This is a genomic window from Bradyrhizobium sp. 27S5, from assembly GCF_037217225.1.
Lineage (GTDB): Bacteria > Pseudomonadota > Alphaproteobacteria > Rhizobiales > Xanthobacteraceae > Bradyrhizobium > Bradyrhizobium septentrionale.
On the sequence record NZ_CP147714.1, the window covers coordinates 1,664,906 to 1,678,102 of the forward strand.

At 63.6% G+C, this 13,197-nt stretch carries 18 protein-coding genes; 5 read left to right on the forward strand and 13 right to left on the reverse strand.

Going from position 1 to position 13,197, the window contains the following annotated elements; genetic code table 11:
• The first annotated feature begins 78 nt into the window (after window positions 1–78).
• The 3 genes from WDM24_RS07885 to WDM24_RS07895 all read left to right on the forward strand — a co-directional run bounded on the left by WDM24_RS07885 (window position 79) and on the right by WDM24_RS07895 (window position 1,345).
• On the forward strand, window positions 79–537 hold the full coding sequence (locus WDM24_RS07885; protein ID WP_029083496.1) for a MaoC family dehydratase: 459 nt from the start codon (window positions 79–81) through the stop codon (window positions 535–537).
• Between the two features lie 8 nt (window positions 538–545).
• Complete coding sequence (locus WDM24_RS07890) at window positions 546–1,028, forward strand: MaoC family dehydratase (protein WP_338696399.1); 483 nt, start codon at window positions 546–548, stop codon at window positions 1,026–1,028.
• 173 nt (window positions 1,029–1,201) lie between these two features.
• Complete coding sequence (locus WDM24_RS07895) at window positions 1,202–1,345, forward strand: hypothetical protein (protein ID WP_024584466.1); 144 nt, start codon at window positions 1,202–1,204, stop codon at window positions 1,343–1,345.
• Between the two features lie 146 nt (window positions 1,346–1,491).
• Here the strand turns inward: WDM24_RS07895 and WDM24_RS07900 are convergent, their stop codons facing one another.
• From WDM24_RS07900 to WDM24_RS07930, 7 genes are all read right to left on the reverse strand, one after another.
• Window positions 1,492–1,629 (reverse strand): hypothetical protein, encoded by a 138-nt coding sequence (locus WDM24_RS07900; RefSeq protein WP_165127736.1) that lies wholly within the window; start codon window positions 1,627–1,629, stop codon window positions 1,492–1,494.
• Window positions 1,630–1,858: 229 nt separating this feature from the next.
• On the reverse strand, window positions 1,859–2,278 hold the full coding sequence (locus WDM24_RS07905; protein WP_029083494.1) for a hypothetical protein: 420 nt from the start codon (window positions 2,276–2,278) through the stop codon (window positions 1,859–1,861).
• A 154-nt stretch (window positions 2,279–2,432) separates the two neighbouring features.
• Window positions 2,433–3,386: a hypothetical protein gene (locus tag WDM24_RS07910; RefSeq protein ID WP_338830762.1), complete on the reverse strand. Its 954-nt coding sequence runs from the start codon at window positions 3,384–3,386 to the stop codon at window positions 2,433–2,435.
• 285 nt (window positions 3,387–3,671) lie between these two features.
• Entirely contained in the window at window positions 3,672–4,106 is a 435-nt protein-coding gene (locus tag WDM24_RS07915) for a nuclear transport factor 2 family protein (RefSeq protein ID WP_029083492.1), read from the reverse strand.
• A gap of 449 nt (window positions 4,107–4,555) precedes the next feature.
• A complete protein-coding gene (locus WDM24_RS07920) occupies window positions 4,556–4,816 on the reverse strand; it encodes a hypothetical protein (protein WP_029083491.1) in 261 nt (86 codons plus the stop codon).
• 121 nt (window positions 4,817–4,937) lie between these two features.
• Window positions 4,938–5,381: a nuclear transport factor 2 family protein gene (locus tag WDM24_RS07925; protein ID WP_338830763.1), complete on the reverse strand. Its 444-nt coding sequence runs from the start codon at window positions 5,379–5,381 to the stop codon at window positions 4,938–4,940.
• Between the two features lie 168 nt (window positions 5,382–5,549).
• Window positions 5,550–6,362 carry a hypothetical protein gene (locus tag WDM24_RS07930; protein WP_338830764.1) on the reverse strand — a complete coding sequence of 271 codons (813 nt, stop codon included), beginning with the start codon at window positions 6,360–6,362 and terminating at the stop codon, window positions 5,550–5,552.
• Between the two features lie 143 nt (window positions 6,363–6,505).
• Here WDM24_RS07930 and WDM24_RS07935 point away from each other — a divergent pair, with 143 nt between their 5' ends.
• Window positions 6,506–6,745: a hypothetical protein gene (locus WDM24_RS07935; RefSeq protein ID WP_338830765.1), complete on the forward strand. Its 240-nt coding sequence runs from the start codon at window positions 6,506–6,508 to the stop codon at window positions 6,743–6,745.
• 100 nt (window positions 6,746–6,845) lie between these two features.
• The gene (locus WDM24_RS07940) at window positions 6,846–7,037 is read left to right on the forward strand and encodes a hypothetical protein (protein WP_338830766.1); all 192 of its coding nucleotides are present in this window, start codon (window positions 6,846–6,848) and stop codon (window positions 7,035–7,037) included.
• Window positions 7,038–8,006: 969 nt separating this feature from the next.
• Here WDM24_RS07940 and WDM24_RS07945 read toward each other — a convergent pair.
• From WDM24_RS07945 to WDM24_RS07970, 6 genes are all read right to left on the reverse strand, one after another.
• A complete protein-coding gene (locus WDM24_RS07945) occupies window positions 8,007–8,288 on the reverse strand; it encodes a hypothetical protein (protein WP_338830767.1) in 282 nt (93 codons plus the stop codon).
• Between the two features lie 8 nt (window positions 8,289–8,296).
• On the reverse strand, window positions 8,297–9,064 hold the full coding sequence (locus WDM24_RS07950; protein ID WP_338830768.1) for a DpnI domain-containing protein: 768 nt from the start codon (window positions 9,062–9,064) through the stop codon (window positions 8,297–8,299).
• Between the two features lie 45 nt (window positions 9,065–9,109).
• Complete coding sequence (locus WDM24_RS07955; protein ID WP_338696419.1) at window positions 9,110–9,526, reverse strand: pyridoxamine 5'-phosphate oxidase family protein; 417 nt, start codon at window positions 9,524–9,526, stop codon at window positions 9,110–9,112.
• A gap of 4 nt (window positions 9,527–9,530) precedes the next feature.
• Window positions 9,531–12,443, reverse strand: coding sequence for an excinuclease ABC subunit UvrB (uvrB, locus tag WDM24_RS07960; RefSeq protein WP_338830769.1), 2,913 nt, complete (start codon window positions 12,441–12,443; stop codon window positions 9,531–9,533).
• 287 nt (window positions 12,444–12,730) lie between these two features.
• Window positions 12,731–12,937 (reverse strand): hypothetical protein, encoded by a 207-nt coding sequence (locus WDM24_RS07965; RefSeq protein WP_249817996.1) that lies wholly within the window; start codon window positions 12,935–12,937, stop codon window positions 12,731–12,733.
• Complete coding sequence (locus tag WDM24_RS07970) at window positions 12,934–13,170, reverse strand: hypothetical protein (RefSeq protein ID WP_166298891.1); 237 nt, start codon at window positions 13,168–13,170, stop codon at window positions 12,934–12,936. Before WDM24_RS07970 ends, WDM24_RS07965 begins: the two co-directional genes overlap by 4 nt.
• Window positions 13,171–13,197 lie beyond the last annotated feature (27 nt).

Below are 13,197 nucleotides of genomic sequence, written 5' to 3' on the forward strand. Positions count from 1 at the left end.
GAGCTATGCGAGTGGGTCGGTTGTGATTGCCGCAAATAACGGCCACAATCGGGCTTCCTTCCGGCTTATCCTTACCCCATGACCACGCTCACCTTCGAAGACTTCAAGCCCGGCCATTTCGGCACGTTCGGCCCCCGCCATGTGTCGCGCGAGGAAATCCTTAGCTTCGCCGCCGAATTCGACCCGCAGCCGATGCATCTCGATGAGGAGGCGGCGAAGAAATCCATGCTCCGTGGCCTGTCGGGCTCAGGCTGGCATCTCGGCTCGCTGATGATGCGGATGCTGTTCGACGGCTTCATCGGCCGCACCGCCTCGCTCGGCTCGCCCGGGGTCAACGAGATGCGCTGGGTGGCGCCGTTGCGTCCGGGCGACGATTTGACGCTGGACGTCGACGTGGTCGAGGCGCGCGTCTCGAAGAGCCGGCCCGAGACCGGCATCGTCACCTTCAAGGGCACGATCCGCAACGCGCGCGGCGAGATGCTGTGCGAGATGGAGTCGCCGATCATCATCAGCCGCCGTGACGCTGCGAGCGCATAGGAGAGGTCATGCGCTTTTTTGAAGACATCGAGATCGGCGCGCGCCGCGAGTTCGGCTCCTTCACCTTCACGCCTGAGGACATCAAGCGCTTTGCCGCGCAGTTCGATCCGCAGCGCTTCCATCTCGACGAGGAGGCGGGGCGCAACTCGCTGTTCGGCGGGCTTGCCGCGTCGGGCTGGCATGTCGCCAGCGTCTGCATGAAGCTGCTGGTCGCCGACGGCAAGCGGCTCGCCGCCGAAGCCGCGGCGCGCGGCGAAACGGTCGCGGTCTGGGGACCCTCGCCGGGCTTCCGCGAGCTGCGCTGGATCCGCCCAGTGCTGGCAGGCGACACCATCAGCTTCACCAACCAGATCGAGACCAAGCGCACCTCGGAGAAGCGGCCCGAATGGGGCATCCTTCAGGCGCGCAATACCGGCGTCAATCAGCGCAATGAGGTGGTGTTCTCGTTCCTGGCGACCGCCTTCGTGCCGCGGCGCAATCCCGGTTCCTGATGTTGCCCGCACGCCTCTGATGTTGCACGGACGCCATGGTTAGCAGATTACTTCTGCTGGCCGACGCAGTTGTGCGTTGCGTGGAACTCATTTTTTGCTAACGCATTCTGAACCTTTGTCCCTGCCTTATGGTTTGAGGGCACGAACTCCTGACGAAGACTTTGGGGATGACAATGGCAGATCGCAGCGCGCTGAAACTCGTCGGCATTATCTTCGCGACGGTCACGCTTGTGGTGATGCTGGCGACCGGATTGGTCGTGAAGGGCTTTGCCGACGGCAATTACTCCTTCGAAACCACCGCGAGCATCGATCGCTGATTCAGCGTCCATAGCCCTCGGCGCTCAGGGAGCGCCCGGTGGCCGATTTTGCCTTTTTTCAATGTGATCTATTGGTAGGCTGCGTCACACTTCCCCGAATCAAGCTCAGCTTCTCGTCGAGCGCATTCCAGTCACGCGAAGCGCTTTTAGCGATTCCAGATCAGCACCATCACGACGGTCGCGGCCGCCAACAGTCCGATAAACCGGATCATGATCGTGCCAATGCCTTGCCGCGGCTGGCGCAGCGGAATCGGATCGGCGTTATCCGGCCGGACGCTCTGCATGAATTTGTCTCCAAAGGGGCGCCCCACCAGGCGCGGTCCGGACGTCTGCTCCGGATTGGACGCGGGCTCGGCATCTAAAGTTCAAATCAAGTTCTGCAAGAATTGACGTCGCGGAATTTACACCGCGCTGAATAACGAATCGTTCTGCGTTGATATCAGGGCATGAAATACGAAGCCGCCGCCTCCGGTTCGGGGGGCGGCGGCTTTCAGTCTTGACGACTGATCCGGATCAGCTGTTGCGCAGGCCGTCGGCGGCGCGCTTCCACTGCGAGACGTTGTCGGCGATCATGCGCGTCGACTTCATCGCGGCCTGGCTGAGCTGGGCATAGCCGGAGATCTCGCGCTGGACGCGCTGGCCCTCGGCATGCAGCAAATCGCGCAGGCTCTCGAGCTCGCCGATCAGCTTCTCGATCTCGGCGAGCGAGGTGCCGGCGACGCGCTGGATCAGCGAGTTGACGTTGTTGACGGTCGCATCGGTGTTCGGATCGGTCGGCGCGGTCTCCGGGCTCGCCACCGGGCGGCGCAGATAGGCGATGTCGTTGCGCACGAAGTCGCGGATGCCGGCTTCGACTTCCGAGACCGCAGCGAGGTTGGTGTCGACCTCGGAAGTCTCCGTTTCGGCTTCCTCGGTACGGTTGGTGGCGTTCATCGGCTTTCCCCTGGTTCGCAATAGCGAAGCGCGGCTTGTCCCCCGCACGACGAATTGATGAAGTTACGGACCTATCAGTGCCGCCGAATTTGACCGCATCTGGGCCAAGTTGGGGCAATGCCTGATCATTAGCGCGACAGGGCTAACAGATCGTTCACCACGTTCGCTTGTAGCCGGCGCTGATGCTCTTGTTGGTCGTGCCCTGGGAGGTCTCGCCGACCGAGCCGGAGACGGTGACGCCGTCGAACAGCTTCTGCTCGGCGCCGATCCGGCGCAGCCATTTGTCGTCGGAGGTTGACTGCGTCTGGCCTGCGGTGATGCTGGTGCCGGAGTCGTTCACCGAGAGGGTTGCCGACTGATCGGTGTCGCAGCTGCGCGACGGGTGGCTGGCGATGCCGGGCACCGGGACCACGCCCTGCTGGATGACGTTGTAGCCGTTTTGCAGCGTCAGCGAATACTGCTCCGACAGCGGCACCGACTTGCTCAGGGAGGTGCCGATCTTGCTCTGGTCGGCGCCCGGATCGACCCGTGCCTCGACCGAGGTCTTGTCCCAGATCGAAGCCACGCCGCCCGCCGAGATCGACGCCCAGGCCGAGCCGCCGGATTGCGGCAGGCTGCCGCCATTGGCGAGCCGTTCCGACAATTGCTCCGATGTCGTCATCGTGCCCTGTTTGGCGACCGTCATGTCGGCGCCGATGCGGGTGTCGAGGAACGGCGAGACCGACTGCTTGACCGACACCGCCGACGAGCCGTTGCCGTTGCGGTTGGTGGACCAGGACGGATCGTTGGCGGCGACGCTGCCGCGCTTGGCCGCGTTCTTCGGCGCCAGCGTGGGCAGGCTGGTGGAGTCGGTGTCGAGCTGGCTCCAGTCGAGCTTGCTCTCGTCGATGTCCTTCAGGATGTCGGCGTCATTGGCATCGGCCGCCGGCGGTGCCTCGTCGGCCGCAGCCCCGGCGTCGGCCGCAGCGCCATCTTGAACGTTATCCTGGGCCGGGGGAGTGATCTGCAAGGGCGGGCTCTGCGCGGCGGCCGCAAGCGCCATCGCCATGCTGAAGCCGGCCGCCGCTACCGGCAGCCGCGCCCAGCCAAATCGTGATGTAGAGGTCATTCCCAGCCCGCAATTCCAGAGCCGCAGTATGCGGTTTTCGTGGTGCGAAATTGTGGCAACGGGCCGCTGGAGGCAAGTGAGAGCGGCGTGATCGCAAGTGACTGCCAATGTGACTGCCAATGTGATCGTCATGTCCGGGACGAGCGCGAGCGCGCCCACAAGGCGTCCCCGTGCGGCCGGTTCGGGGCTGGCAAAACCGGCCGCGTCCCGCCCGGAGCGCCGAACGCGAAGGCGCGCTTCGCGCTTGAGCCCGGACATGACGAAGGCGTGAAGCCGGGGGCGGCGTTAGACCGCGATCCGGGGCAGGTGGATCGGATAGCCGACGGTCTGCTCGACCAGGTCGAAACTGTCGACCAGGACGCGGAAGCTCGTGAGCTTGCCGGCCTTGAACTGCGCAAAATGCGCGATCCGGAGCGAGATCGGCTTGTTGGAGTCCAGGGCCGTCAGCGAATAGCGCAGCATCGAAGCCGCCGTATCCGCTCCCAGCATGATGGACTCCCGGTCGAAGCGGTGAACCCTGAGGTTCTCACCGATCTGCTTGATCACCTCGAGGACCGCGGCCTTGCCGCGGCGCGAGCCGAAGAAGGAAAACAGGTCGATCGGCCCATAGATGGCCCATTCGACCTCGTCATCGAGCAGCGGCTCGACGTCTGCAAGCTGGCGTTCGTTGATCGCGCGATGCAACGCGCGCGAAAAACGCCAGAGGCTGTGCTCTGTCATTTTGGTCTGGTCCTGGAAACTGGAGTTTCAAAGCAAACGAATGGCAGGAGGTCAGCGCCGACGCCCGCCAGGTTGCTGCACATCGCTATTGCTGCCTGAAATAGTCCGGAAGGGCGAAAACGCAAATGACATTTTTGCAATGCACAATTGCGCGGAATTTTACCGGAATGTGACCGCCGCCCGCTGGCGCATCAGGCGGGCCAGTGAGGGACGCACCGGTGGCAGGGTTCCCTCCCCCCTTGCGGGGGAGGGTTAGGGAGAGGGGTGGCCACTCGGCAATCTCTCTCAAATTGCATCTCAACGATGCGAGGCTGGAATTGCAACATCGACGCTGACGTCGACCGTCTCGCCCGGGACTCACCCCTCTCCCCAACCCTCCCCCGCAAGGGGGGGAGGGAGCCTGACGTGCGTGCTCACCTTACGTAACGAGTGACATTCGCTTTCGCAATTCAGCGGTCGCGCTGCCGCACCGGCTGCCGCTCGATCACGATCTCGGCGTCGCGGATCGCGACCACCGCGAACAGCAGCGCGCCGCCGACACCGCCGATCGCGGCGCCGAGCGGCATGAAGGTGAAGAACACCAGCGTTCCGCTGTCGATACCCGAGGTTCTGGCCAGTCCGATCCAGCTGAGCCCGGCGCCGATGCCGAGCGCGGCGCCGCCAAGGGCGCCCAGCGCAAGACCAAGCACAGCGAGCAATGCGATTTTCATGGTGATTTCAGCCCCGACCGCAACAAGCCCAGTGATAGGTCTTTGCCGGGACTTCGAGGTTCAACGCCGGCGTGCAAAATTGCGTGCCTGACGGCGCCGGGATCTTCTCTGGCTTTCGGGACTACTCCGCGTTTTGGCCGAGCAGCGCCGCGGCGAGATCGCGCTCCAGCACCTGCTGGATCAGGTCGTAGGTGTCGATGATCTCGCGGATCTCGATGATCTTGCCCTCGCGCAGCGTGTAGAACACCGCGACGTCGAACTGCACCACGCGCCGGTTGTGGCGCTTGCGGAAGAACACGCGCAGCTGCGCCGCCACCCGGTCACCCTGGGCCACCACGATCGGCGCCTCGTAGCGCATCTCGGAATAGCGCTCGTGGATCGTGGTCCACATCTGGCGCAGCGCGGCCTTGCCGCGGTGCTGGCCCATATGCGGCAGGATGTCGATCGGCGCATTGGCGAGAAAGGCGACGTCGTCGCTGCAGTGATCGAGCGCGCCCTCGATGCCGCCGGCATAATAGACGTCGAGGAAGTTCAGGACGCGCTGCCGGTTAAAATCCTCGCCCATGATCGACTCCGCCGGTTCCATCCGACTCGCCCTCGGCTCACATTGTGAACCGAAGCGTTCCACAATCAACCACATGTTTGACGCGCGAAACGCGATTAGGTTCGGCAACTTGCGCGTGCATTGTGCCGCGGCGGCCGTTATGGCGGCATCTCATCCGACGGCGTGGCCTTAATCCGACGGCGCGGCCTTGCCGGTCACGAGGTCGATGATGAACCGCTTCTTCTTCTCATAGCCTTCCGGCACGAAGGCCTCGCCGGGCAGCAGGTCGTGGTACAGCTCCTTCGGCTTCGGAAAGCCTTCGCCGCAGGCGGTGCGGATGGTCTCGTCGTCGGCATAGTCGACGTCGACCGCCACGGTGTTCTGGCGCGGGCCGGCGGCGAGGTTGGAGAGGCCGAAATATTTCGGCCCTTCGTTGCACATCACGACGTTGGCGCCATAGGCGCTGACCGCATCCTCGGCCCTCATCAAAAAGTCGGGCGCAATCTCGATGCGCTTGCCGGACTTTTGGGAAAACGCCATCCGCGCCACTGCGCTTTCGAGGATGCCTTGGCCCATGTGACCGACCTCGCAGATCAGCGCATCCTGCCGCTCGTCCTTCGACGTCACGATGCAGTCATGGCCCTGCGCGCCGGGCAGGAAGCGGATGAAGCGGGCCGTCTTGCCGCTCTGCTCGAACAACGCGACGCCGCCGAAATCGGTCGCGTGTGGCTCGCACTCGCTTTCATAGTTGACGACAAGCAGCGCATGATCAGCGAGGAAGCGTCCGGCATAGCGCTCCTCGGTCAGCTTGACGTCGCAGGCTCGGCCTTCGCCGTGCGGATAGGATCTTGCCCGCGTGCAGGCCGATCCCTTGATGTTGGCGGCCGCGCAGAATGTCGAAAGCAGCGCGCGGTCCTTGTCCTGTGCGCGGGCGGGGCCTGCGATGAGGAGGATCGCCGCGCAAAGTGCCGGCGCGAGCAGGGCAACGTTTGATTTACGCATGTTTCTGAAACGCGATGTCCGCAATGCGGCGGCATTTAGAGCATGATCCGGAGGAATCCGCAGCGCTTTTTCTGTAGAGACGGGGCGGGAACCGGCGGGGCCGCTTCGCCGTTGATGCGGCAGCATTGCATTGGAGCCACATCATGAAATCGATCGTTCTCGCGTTCGTCGTTGCCGTCACTGCGCTTGCCGCCACGTCGCCCGCCGACGCCAAGGGCTGCATCAAGGGCGCGGTCGTCGGTGGTGTCGCCGGCCACTATGCCGGCCATCACGGCGTACTCGGCGCCGCCGCCGGCTGCCTCTACGGCCGCCATCACGCCAAGGAGCAGGCACGTCAGCAACAGCAGCGCCAGGCGCAGCCCTCGCAGCAGGAGAAGCTGTAGAGCACGATCCGTTGTGAAGCCGCTTTCCGGAACGTGAAGTTACGTTCCGGGAACGCCGCCCGTACCGGCGGCGTTGTCTCGTCGCGTAACGGAGACGATGATGACGAAACCAAAGACTGGAAACATCCAGCCCGTTCCCGCCGACAACCAGAGCCACAAGGGCCCGGGCAGCTCCCCCGGCGTTCCCCTCGACACCACCAAGGGCCATCGCGACGACGAGAAGCACAACATCCGCGAGCAGGCCGCGCACGGCAATCTGACCCAGAACACCAGCAACAGGCGGTCGGGGTAGGAGTTACGGATCGCGCCGCAACCTCCGCTGTCGTCCCGGCGAAGGCCGGGACCCATAACCACAGGATTGAGTTGTCGAAGCATGCTGTGGCCACAGCGTTGTAAGCCAATTTGCATTTGTGGTGATGGGTCCCGGGTCGCGCTGCGCTTGCCCGGGACGACGTGGGTGGGATTCCGATTCACATGTCAAACAGCCTGTACGGTGTCATCACCCGCGTATGCGGGTGATCCAGTATTCCAGAGACGCCGATGCTTGAGCCGAGAGGCCGCGGCGTACTGGATCGCCCGGTCAAGCCGGGCGATGACAGTTGTTGATGAGGACGCAGCTCCGCATTCTCGCGACATGATTTGCCCGAGCTTTGCTCTTCGTTCCGCCCTCTCCTTGAAGAGGGCACAGGGAAAGCCGGGTGCCGATCGCACCCATGGGCCCCGAGCAATGGGTAGAAAGCTCGGGGGTAGGACCACAGGTGAACCGGAAACAACCCGGCTTTCCCTGCGCGATGGGTTACGGCTTACTTCGTGCTCTCCCCGGCGAGACTTGGCTTGTTTGTCACCGCCTTCACAAGACGCAATTGCGTCTTGCAAGGGGACACCGGCCACTAGGGCGTCAGGACCACACGACTTCACCGTCCGCTTCGCGTGCTCTCGTCAGCACCACGCTCGGCGTCCACCGCATCCCACGCCGCGTTCGTGACGACCGCGAAGCGCCCCTCGATCGGGTGAGACGGGAGCATTGAACATCTGAGTTGGGTCAGGTGTCAAGTGAAATTCTGAAAAGCCGAACAATTCAGCGAGGATTGACGGCGGCGTAGCTCGTAGGAGGGTAGAGCCCAGCGAAACCCATCAAGCTGCTGACCTATGGCGGCGCGCCGAGCACGTACTTCTGGTGCTGGAAGGCGAGCCGCCCAAGGGGATGTCAGCTATCATCCGGCGTTCCATGTGATCTGAGCACGCGAGACGTTCCCAACACCTAAGTAGAATCAGTCGATGCCAGAAACTCTTCCGCTTGCGCACGTGTCGGAAACCGACCCAGTTCGCGATAGTCCGGACCAAGCTCGGCCGAGTCCGGTGACCGAATAGCGACGAATTCATCACCTTCTTGCGCGACAAGTTCGGTCAAGTCTTCGCTGTTGAACGGTGACATATGCCGCGCGCCGCAATGCGGGCAATCGTCGTCGCAAGTGCAAGACCACTCGTCAGTCCAGATTTTCTTGCAGCGCGCACATCGGTAGAGATTCAGAAGCCAGGCCATGGCTGCCCTCACGATTTCAGTCGGTAATTGCCTCGCGACAGGAACTCGATGAATCCGCGATCACGCAAATACTGGAGTTGTTGGCGTATCTTCGGCCGGACATTTTGGTTGCCCGGATACAGATCGCCAAGATGACGCTCGAAGGCATAGACTTCGTCAAGCGTAAAGTCGCGCTTGCCCAGCGACTCCACACACTTCATGACGTCGAGAAGCCAGCCCCGAGATTCCAGTGACTCGCTTCTCAGAAACAGCGTCTTCTGCCATTCGGCAAGAACCAGCTCCCTGTCACGTATGACGCCGTTTCGGACGATATGGATTTTTCCCGACTCCGGGACCTTTCCGAGCAGGATATTGGACCCGATCCAGCCAGCGCGCCTAGCGGTCGCCTTGAGCGGCTTCCGCTCTTCGATAATGTCTCGTACGAAGAAGTGTTTCGGGACGATCAACAGATCGACGACCGCGAGCGTCTTCAGGTCGTAATTCATCAACAGAAGATTCGGATTGTTGCTTGCCGCGAGACGCTCGCACTTCGTCTTGTATGCGCCATCAGCGACACTCGGGCCAAACCTTCGCTTCTGGCTCTTGAGTTCGAACTCCTCGCTGCACGATCCGCATAGGAAGTCGGCCAGCGGACTGTTATTGGGAAACTGCGACATCTTTGCATTGCCACAGTGCGGACAATATGCCCAAGTCTTGACCCAGGCCTCCGTCCAGGTACGGGCGCGTTGCGAGCCGCTGGTGTAAGAGGTTTGTGATTCTTCGAAGCCGAGTTTCATGGGGGTAGCGTAGCGCAACCGAACTAAATTTCTAGCGCCACGTATCTACCCTAATTCGACCTCCTCGATCCGCGCTGGCACCGCACCAAAATCGCTAAATCGCACCCACGTCGGCCGCACCCGTACGTATCCGATATTCGGCCACGTCTCGCGCTCTGGCCCATCGGGCCACGCTGCAAAATAGACCTGCTTGCACGCATCGAGCTCCGCGCCGGTTGGAAAATCAGCTACGCCTTCAACCTGCGCGGTCTGCTCGGCGTCCCAGCCGATCACCAGCGCGGCACGAGGATCGGCGAGCAGGTTCTGGTATTTGCGCGAGGTGGTCAGGGTGTCGAAGATGATCTCGAGGTCGTCGCTGACGGCGATGCCGACGACGGCCGCCTGCGGCGCGCCATTGTTAACGGTGCTGACGACCGCGAGCCGGTGTTTCCTCAGGAATGTGAGAATCTCGGCGCGCGTCATGGCTCTACCTCTTCTTCCAACCACCCCGCTTGCCCGGCGCCCCGCCGGTGGAGCGGGGGGAGGGCCCGAACTCCGGCCCCGACTGCCGCGAGTCCGTCGGCTGGATGATGCGGCTCGTGGTGCCGAACGGTTTTGCCGGCAGCGCGCCGCTCGGGCGGAAGGGTAGCGATTCCGGGCCGTGCATCTCGTCGAGGTCGGGCTTGTGCACCCGTGAGCCGGACTTGCCGCCGCGGCTCGCCTTGATCGAGGTCTGCGCAGTCTTGTTCTTCAACGCGGCGACCGGCAGGTTGGCGGCATCGCCGTATTTTCGGGTGCCGGCATAGGCGCCGGCCTGCTTCTGCACGTTGCGCTGCTTGGCGGTGGGGTCGTCGACCACGGCCATCTCGGTGGCGCGCAGCCGCTTGACCTCGTCGCGCAGGCGGGCGGCTTCCTCGAAGTTCAGATCGGCGGCGGCCTCGCGCATCCTGGTTTCGAGATCGCTGAGGACCGCCTCGAAATTGTGCCCGATCGAGATCACGTCGTCGGCCATGCCGCCGTCGCCGATCTCGACCAGCACGTGATCGCGCTCATAGACCGAGTTGAGGATGTCGCCGATCGACTTCTTCACGCTCTCCGGCGTGATGCCGTGGGCCTCGTTGTACTCGACCTGCTTCTCGCGGCGGCGGTTGGTCTCGGCGATGGCGCGCTCCATCGAGCCGGTCATCTGGTCGGCATAGAGGATCACCTTGCCGTCGACATTGCGCGCGGCGCGGCCGATGGTCTGGATCAGCGAGGTCTCGCTGCGCAGAAAACCTTCCTTGTCGGCGTCGAGGATCGCGACCAGCGCGCATTCGGGAATGTCGAGGCCCTCGCGCAGCAGGTTGATGCCGACCAGCGCGTCGAATGCGCCGAGCCTGAGATCCCGGATGATCTCGATGCGCTCGATGGTGTCGATATCGCTGTGCATGTAGCGGACGCGGATGCCCTGCTCATGCAGATATTCGGTGAGGTCCTCCGCCATCCGTTTGGTGAGAACCGTGATCAGCGAGCGGTAGCCGGCCTGCGCGGTGGCGCGGACCTCGCCGACGAGGTCGTCGACCTGGGTGCGCGCAGGGCGAATATTGACGGGAGGATCAATCAGTCCGGTCGGGCGGATCACCTGCTCGACGAACACGCCGCCGCTTTCATTGAGCTCCCAGCCGCTCGGCGTCGCCGACACCGCAACCGACTGCGGCCGCATCATGTCCCATTCCTCGAAGCGGAGCGGGCGGTTGTCCATGCAGGAGGGCAGGCGGAAGCCGTATTCGGCCAAGGTCGCCTTGCGGCGGAAGTCGCCGCGGAACATGCCGCCGATCTGCGGCACGGTGACGTGGCTTTCGTCGGCGAATACCAGCGCGTTGTCGGGCACATATTCGAACAGGGTCGGCGGCGGCTCGCCGGGAAGGCGCCCGGTGAGGTAGCGCGAATAGTTCTCGATGCCGGCGCAGCTACCGGTCGCCTCCATCATCTCGAGATCGAAGGTGGTGCGCTGCTCGAGCCGCTGCGCTTCCAAGAGGCGGCCCTGGTCGTTGAGCTGGTCGAGCCGCATCTTCAACTCTGATTTGATCGACTTGATCGCCTGCACCAGCGTCGGGCGCGGCGTCACATAGTGCGAATTGGCGTAAATCTTGATGAACTCGAGCTCGTCCTGCTTGTGGCCGGTGAGCGGATCGAACTCCTCGATATTCTCCACGGTGTCGCCGAACAGGTTCACGCGCCAGGCGCGGTCCTCATAGTGCGCCGGGAAGATATCGATGACGTCGCCGCGGACGCGGAAGGTGCCGCGGGTGAACTCGACCTGGGTGCGCTTGTACTGCAGCGCGACGAGGTCGGCGATCAGCTGGCGCTGGTCGATGCGCTCGCCCTTCTTCAGTGCGAAGGTCATCGCGGTGTAGGTTTCGACCGAGCCGATACCGTAGATGCAGGACACGGACGCGACGATGATGACGTCGTCGCGCTCGAGCAGCGCACGCGTCGCCGAGTGGCGCATGCGGTCGATCTGCTCGTTGATCGAGGAATCCTTCTCGATGTAGGTGTCGGTGCGCGGGACGTAGGCTTCCGGCTGGTAGTAGTCGTAATACGAGACGAAATACTCGACCGCGTTGTCGGGGAAGAAGCTCTTGAACTCGCCATAGAGCTGGGCGGCCAGCGTCTTGTTCGGCGCGAGGATGATGGCGGGGCGCTGCGTCGCCTCGATCACCTTGGCCATGGTGTAGGTCTTGCCCGAGCCGGTGACGCCGAGCAGCACCTGGGTGCGGTCGTTACGCTCAATGCCTTCGACCAGCTCCGCGATCGCGGTCGGCTGGTCGCCCCTCGGCTCGTAGGACGACTTGATCTCGAAGCGCACGCCGCCTTCGGATTTCTCCGGGCGCGGCGGCCGGTGCGGGGTCCATATCCGCGTCGAGCCGTCGTCCTTGCGGAATTCCGGGCGGCCGTCGCGGATCAAATTCTCCAGCGCGTCGGCGGTTGCCTTGACGCCGAGCGCCTCCATCTTGCTGCGCGGCGGACGGGCGAGCGCTTCGTCATCGTCCTCGGCGGTCGGCAGCCCAAGCTGCCGCGCCAGTTCCGGATCGAGGGTCGGAATCGTGGCCGAGGTGCCGTAATTGGCCTGCGGCGCCTCGCCGAGGCCGGTGGTATCGCGTTTGGCGACGTCCTCGCTGGTTTCGCGCGTCGAGGCCCGCGCACGATGCGCGGCGGCCTCGCCGCCGGCGCGGCGGTCCCAGGAATTGTCCGGCGGCGGCTGCAGGCCGGTGCCCGAACCCATGCCGGCATCGCCGCGGTTGATCGCGGGATTGAGCAGCTCAGCCAGCGCCGGCCCGATCGGTTGGACGTCGGGCCGGTGCGCCTTGGATTTGGGGGATTTGCCGGGCTTTTTCGGAGTGTTTGGTGTCTTCGCCATACGCCGAATATGGGACGAGTCCGGCAGCGAGAAAAGGGCAAAGGGGGCTTGGATTGGCGTGTTGGCGAGGCTGCTGACAGCAGGGTGTCAGCAGAGCTTCGGTCCGTGATGCCGCCGCATCGGAACTCGGCTCCCTCTCCCGCAAGCGGGGGAGGGCTGGGGTGGGGGCTCTCTCCACGAGTCGCGTTGTGGAGAGAGCCCCCACCCGGATCGCATCTTTCGATGCGATCCGACCTCCCCCGCAAGCGGGAGAGGTGCACGGTGTGCGTGGTGAGAGTTGGTGGGCCTCAGGCCCGCGGCCGGTCGACGATGTCGAGATGGATGCCGCCGCAGCCGTCGCAACGCATGGTCCAGTAGTCGGCGGCGCGGCCGGGAATGACCCGCAGCAGCGACAGCGGCGCGGCGCATTCCGGGCAGCTGGTTCTGACCTGCGCCGGCCAGACCGGATCCGGCTCGCATTGCGGGACGACGGCGACCACCACGTTACCGGTCACGCCGATACCTCGGCCACCGGCAGTGTCATGCCAGACCGCTGTGGGAACCGGTCGATAGTTTTCTTCGCGTCGGCGATCGCCGCATCCGGATCGGACCACGCAAAGCCGATGTCGAGCATCGGAAACAGAATGCCATCGATGACGACCGGCCTTTGATCGATCCGTTGAATCCTGGCGTGCCATTGCCCCTTCCCCACCTCAAACGACTTGATCTCAAAACCGCTGTAAATCATTGCGCGACCTCGGGATGCCCTGCTCGA

What these genes read in the sequence shown, in the direction of transcription:
- WDM24_RS07885 (WP_029083496.1), top strand. Translation starts at nt 79, where the DNA reads ATGACCACGCTCACCTTCGAAGACTTCAAGCCCGGCCATTTCGGCACG.
- WDM24_RS07890 (WP_338696399.1), top strand. Translation starts at nt 546, where the DNA reads ATGCGCTTTTTTGAAGACATCGAGATCGGCGCGCGCCGCGAGTTCGGC.
- WDM24_RS07895 (WP_024584466.1), top strand. Translation starts at nt 1,202, where the DNA reads ATGGCAGATCGCAGCGCGCTGAAACTCGTCGGCATTATCTTCGCGACG.
- WDM24_RS07900 (WP_165127736.1), bottom strand. Translation starts at nt 1,629, where the DNA reads ATGCAGAGCGTCCGGCCGGATAACGCCGATCCGATTCCGCTGCGCCAG.
- WDM24_RS07905 (WP_029083494.1), bottom strand. Translation starts at nt 2,278, where the DNA reads ATGAACGCCACCAACCGTACCGAGGAAGCCGAAACGGAGACTTCCGAG.
- WDM24_RS07910 (WP_338830762.1), bottom strand. Translation starts at nt 3,386, where the DNA reads ATGACCTCTACATCACGATTTGGCTGGGCGCGGCTGCCGGTAGCGGCG.
- WDM24_RS07915 (WP_029083492.1), bottom strand. Translation starts at nt 4,106, where the DNA reads ATGACAGAGCACAGCCTCTGGCGTTTTTCGCGCGCGTTGCATCGCGCG.
- WDM24_RS07920 (WP_029083491.1), bottom strand. Translation starts at nt 4,816, where the DNA reads ATGAAAATCGCATTGCTCGCTGTGCTTGGTCTTGCGCTGGGCGCCCTT.
- WDM24_RS07925 (WP_338830763.1), bottom strand. Translation starts at nt 5,381, where the DNA reads ATGGGCGAGGATTTTAACCGGCAGCGCGTCCTGAACTTCCTCGACGTC.
- WDM24_RS07930 (WP_338830764.1), bottom strand. Translation starts at nt 6,362, where the DNA reads ATGCGTAAATCAAACGTTGCCCTGCTCGCGCCGGCACTTTGCGCGGCG.
- WDM24_RS07935 (WP_338830765.1), top strand. Translation starts at nt 6,506, where the DNA reads ATGAAATCGATCGTTCTCGCGTTCGTCGTTGCCGTCACTGCGCTTGCC.
- WDM24_RS07940 (WP_338830766.1), top strand. Translation starts at nt 6,846, where the DNA reads ATGACGAAACCAAAGACTGGAAACATCCAGCCCGTTCCCGCCGACAAC.
- WDM24_RS07945 (WP_338830767.1), bottom strand. Translation starts at nt 8,288, where the DNA reads ATGGCCTGGCTTCTGAATCTCTACCGATGTGCGCGCTGCAAGAAAATC.
- WDM24_RS07950 (WP_338830768.1), bottom strand. Translation starts at nt 9,064, where the DNA reads ATGAAACTCGGCTTCGAAGAATCACAAACCTCTTACACCAGCGGCTCG.
- WDM24_RS07955 (WP_338696419.1), bottom strand. Translation starts at nt 9,526, where the DNA reads ATGACGCGCGCCGAGATTCTCACATTCCTGAGGAAACACCGGCTCGCG.
- uvrB (WP_338830769.1), bottom strand. Translation starts at nt 12,443, where the DNA reads ATGGCGAAGACACCAAACACTCCGAAAAAGCCCGGCAAATCCCCCAAA.
- WDM24_RS07970 (WP_166298891.1), bottom strand. Translation starts at nt 13,170, where the DNA reads ATGATTTACAGCGGTTTTGAGATCAAGTCGTTTGAGGTGGGGAAGGGG.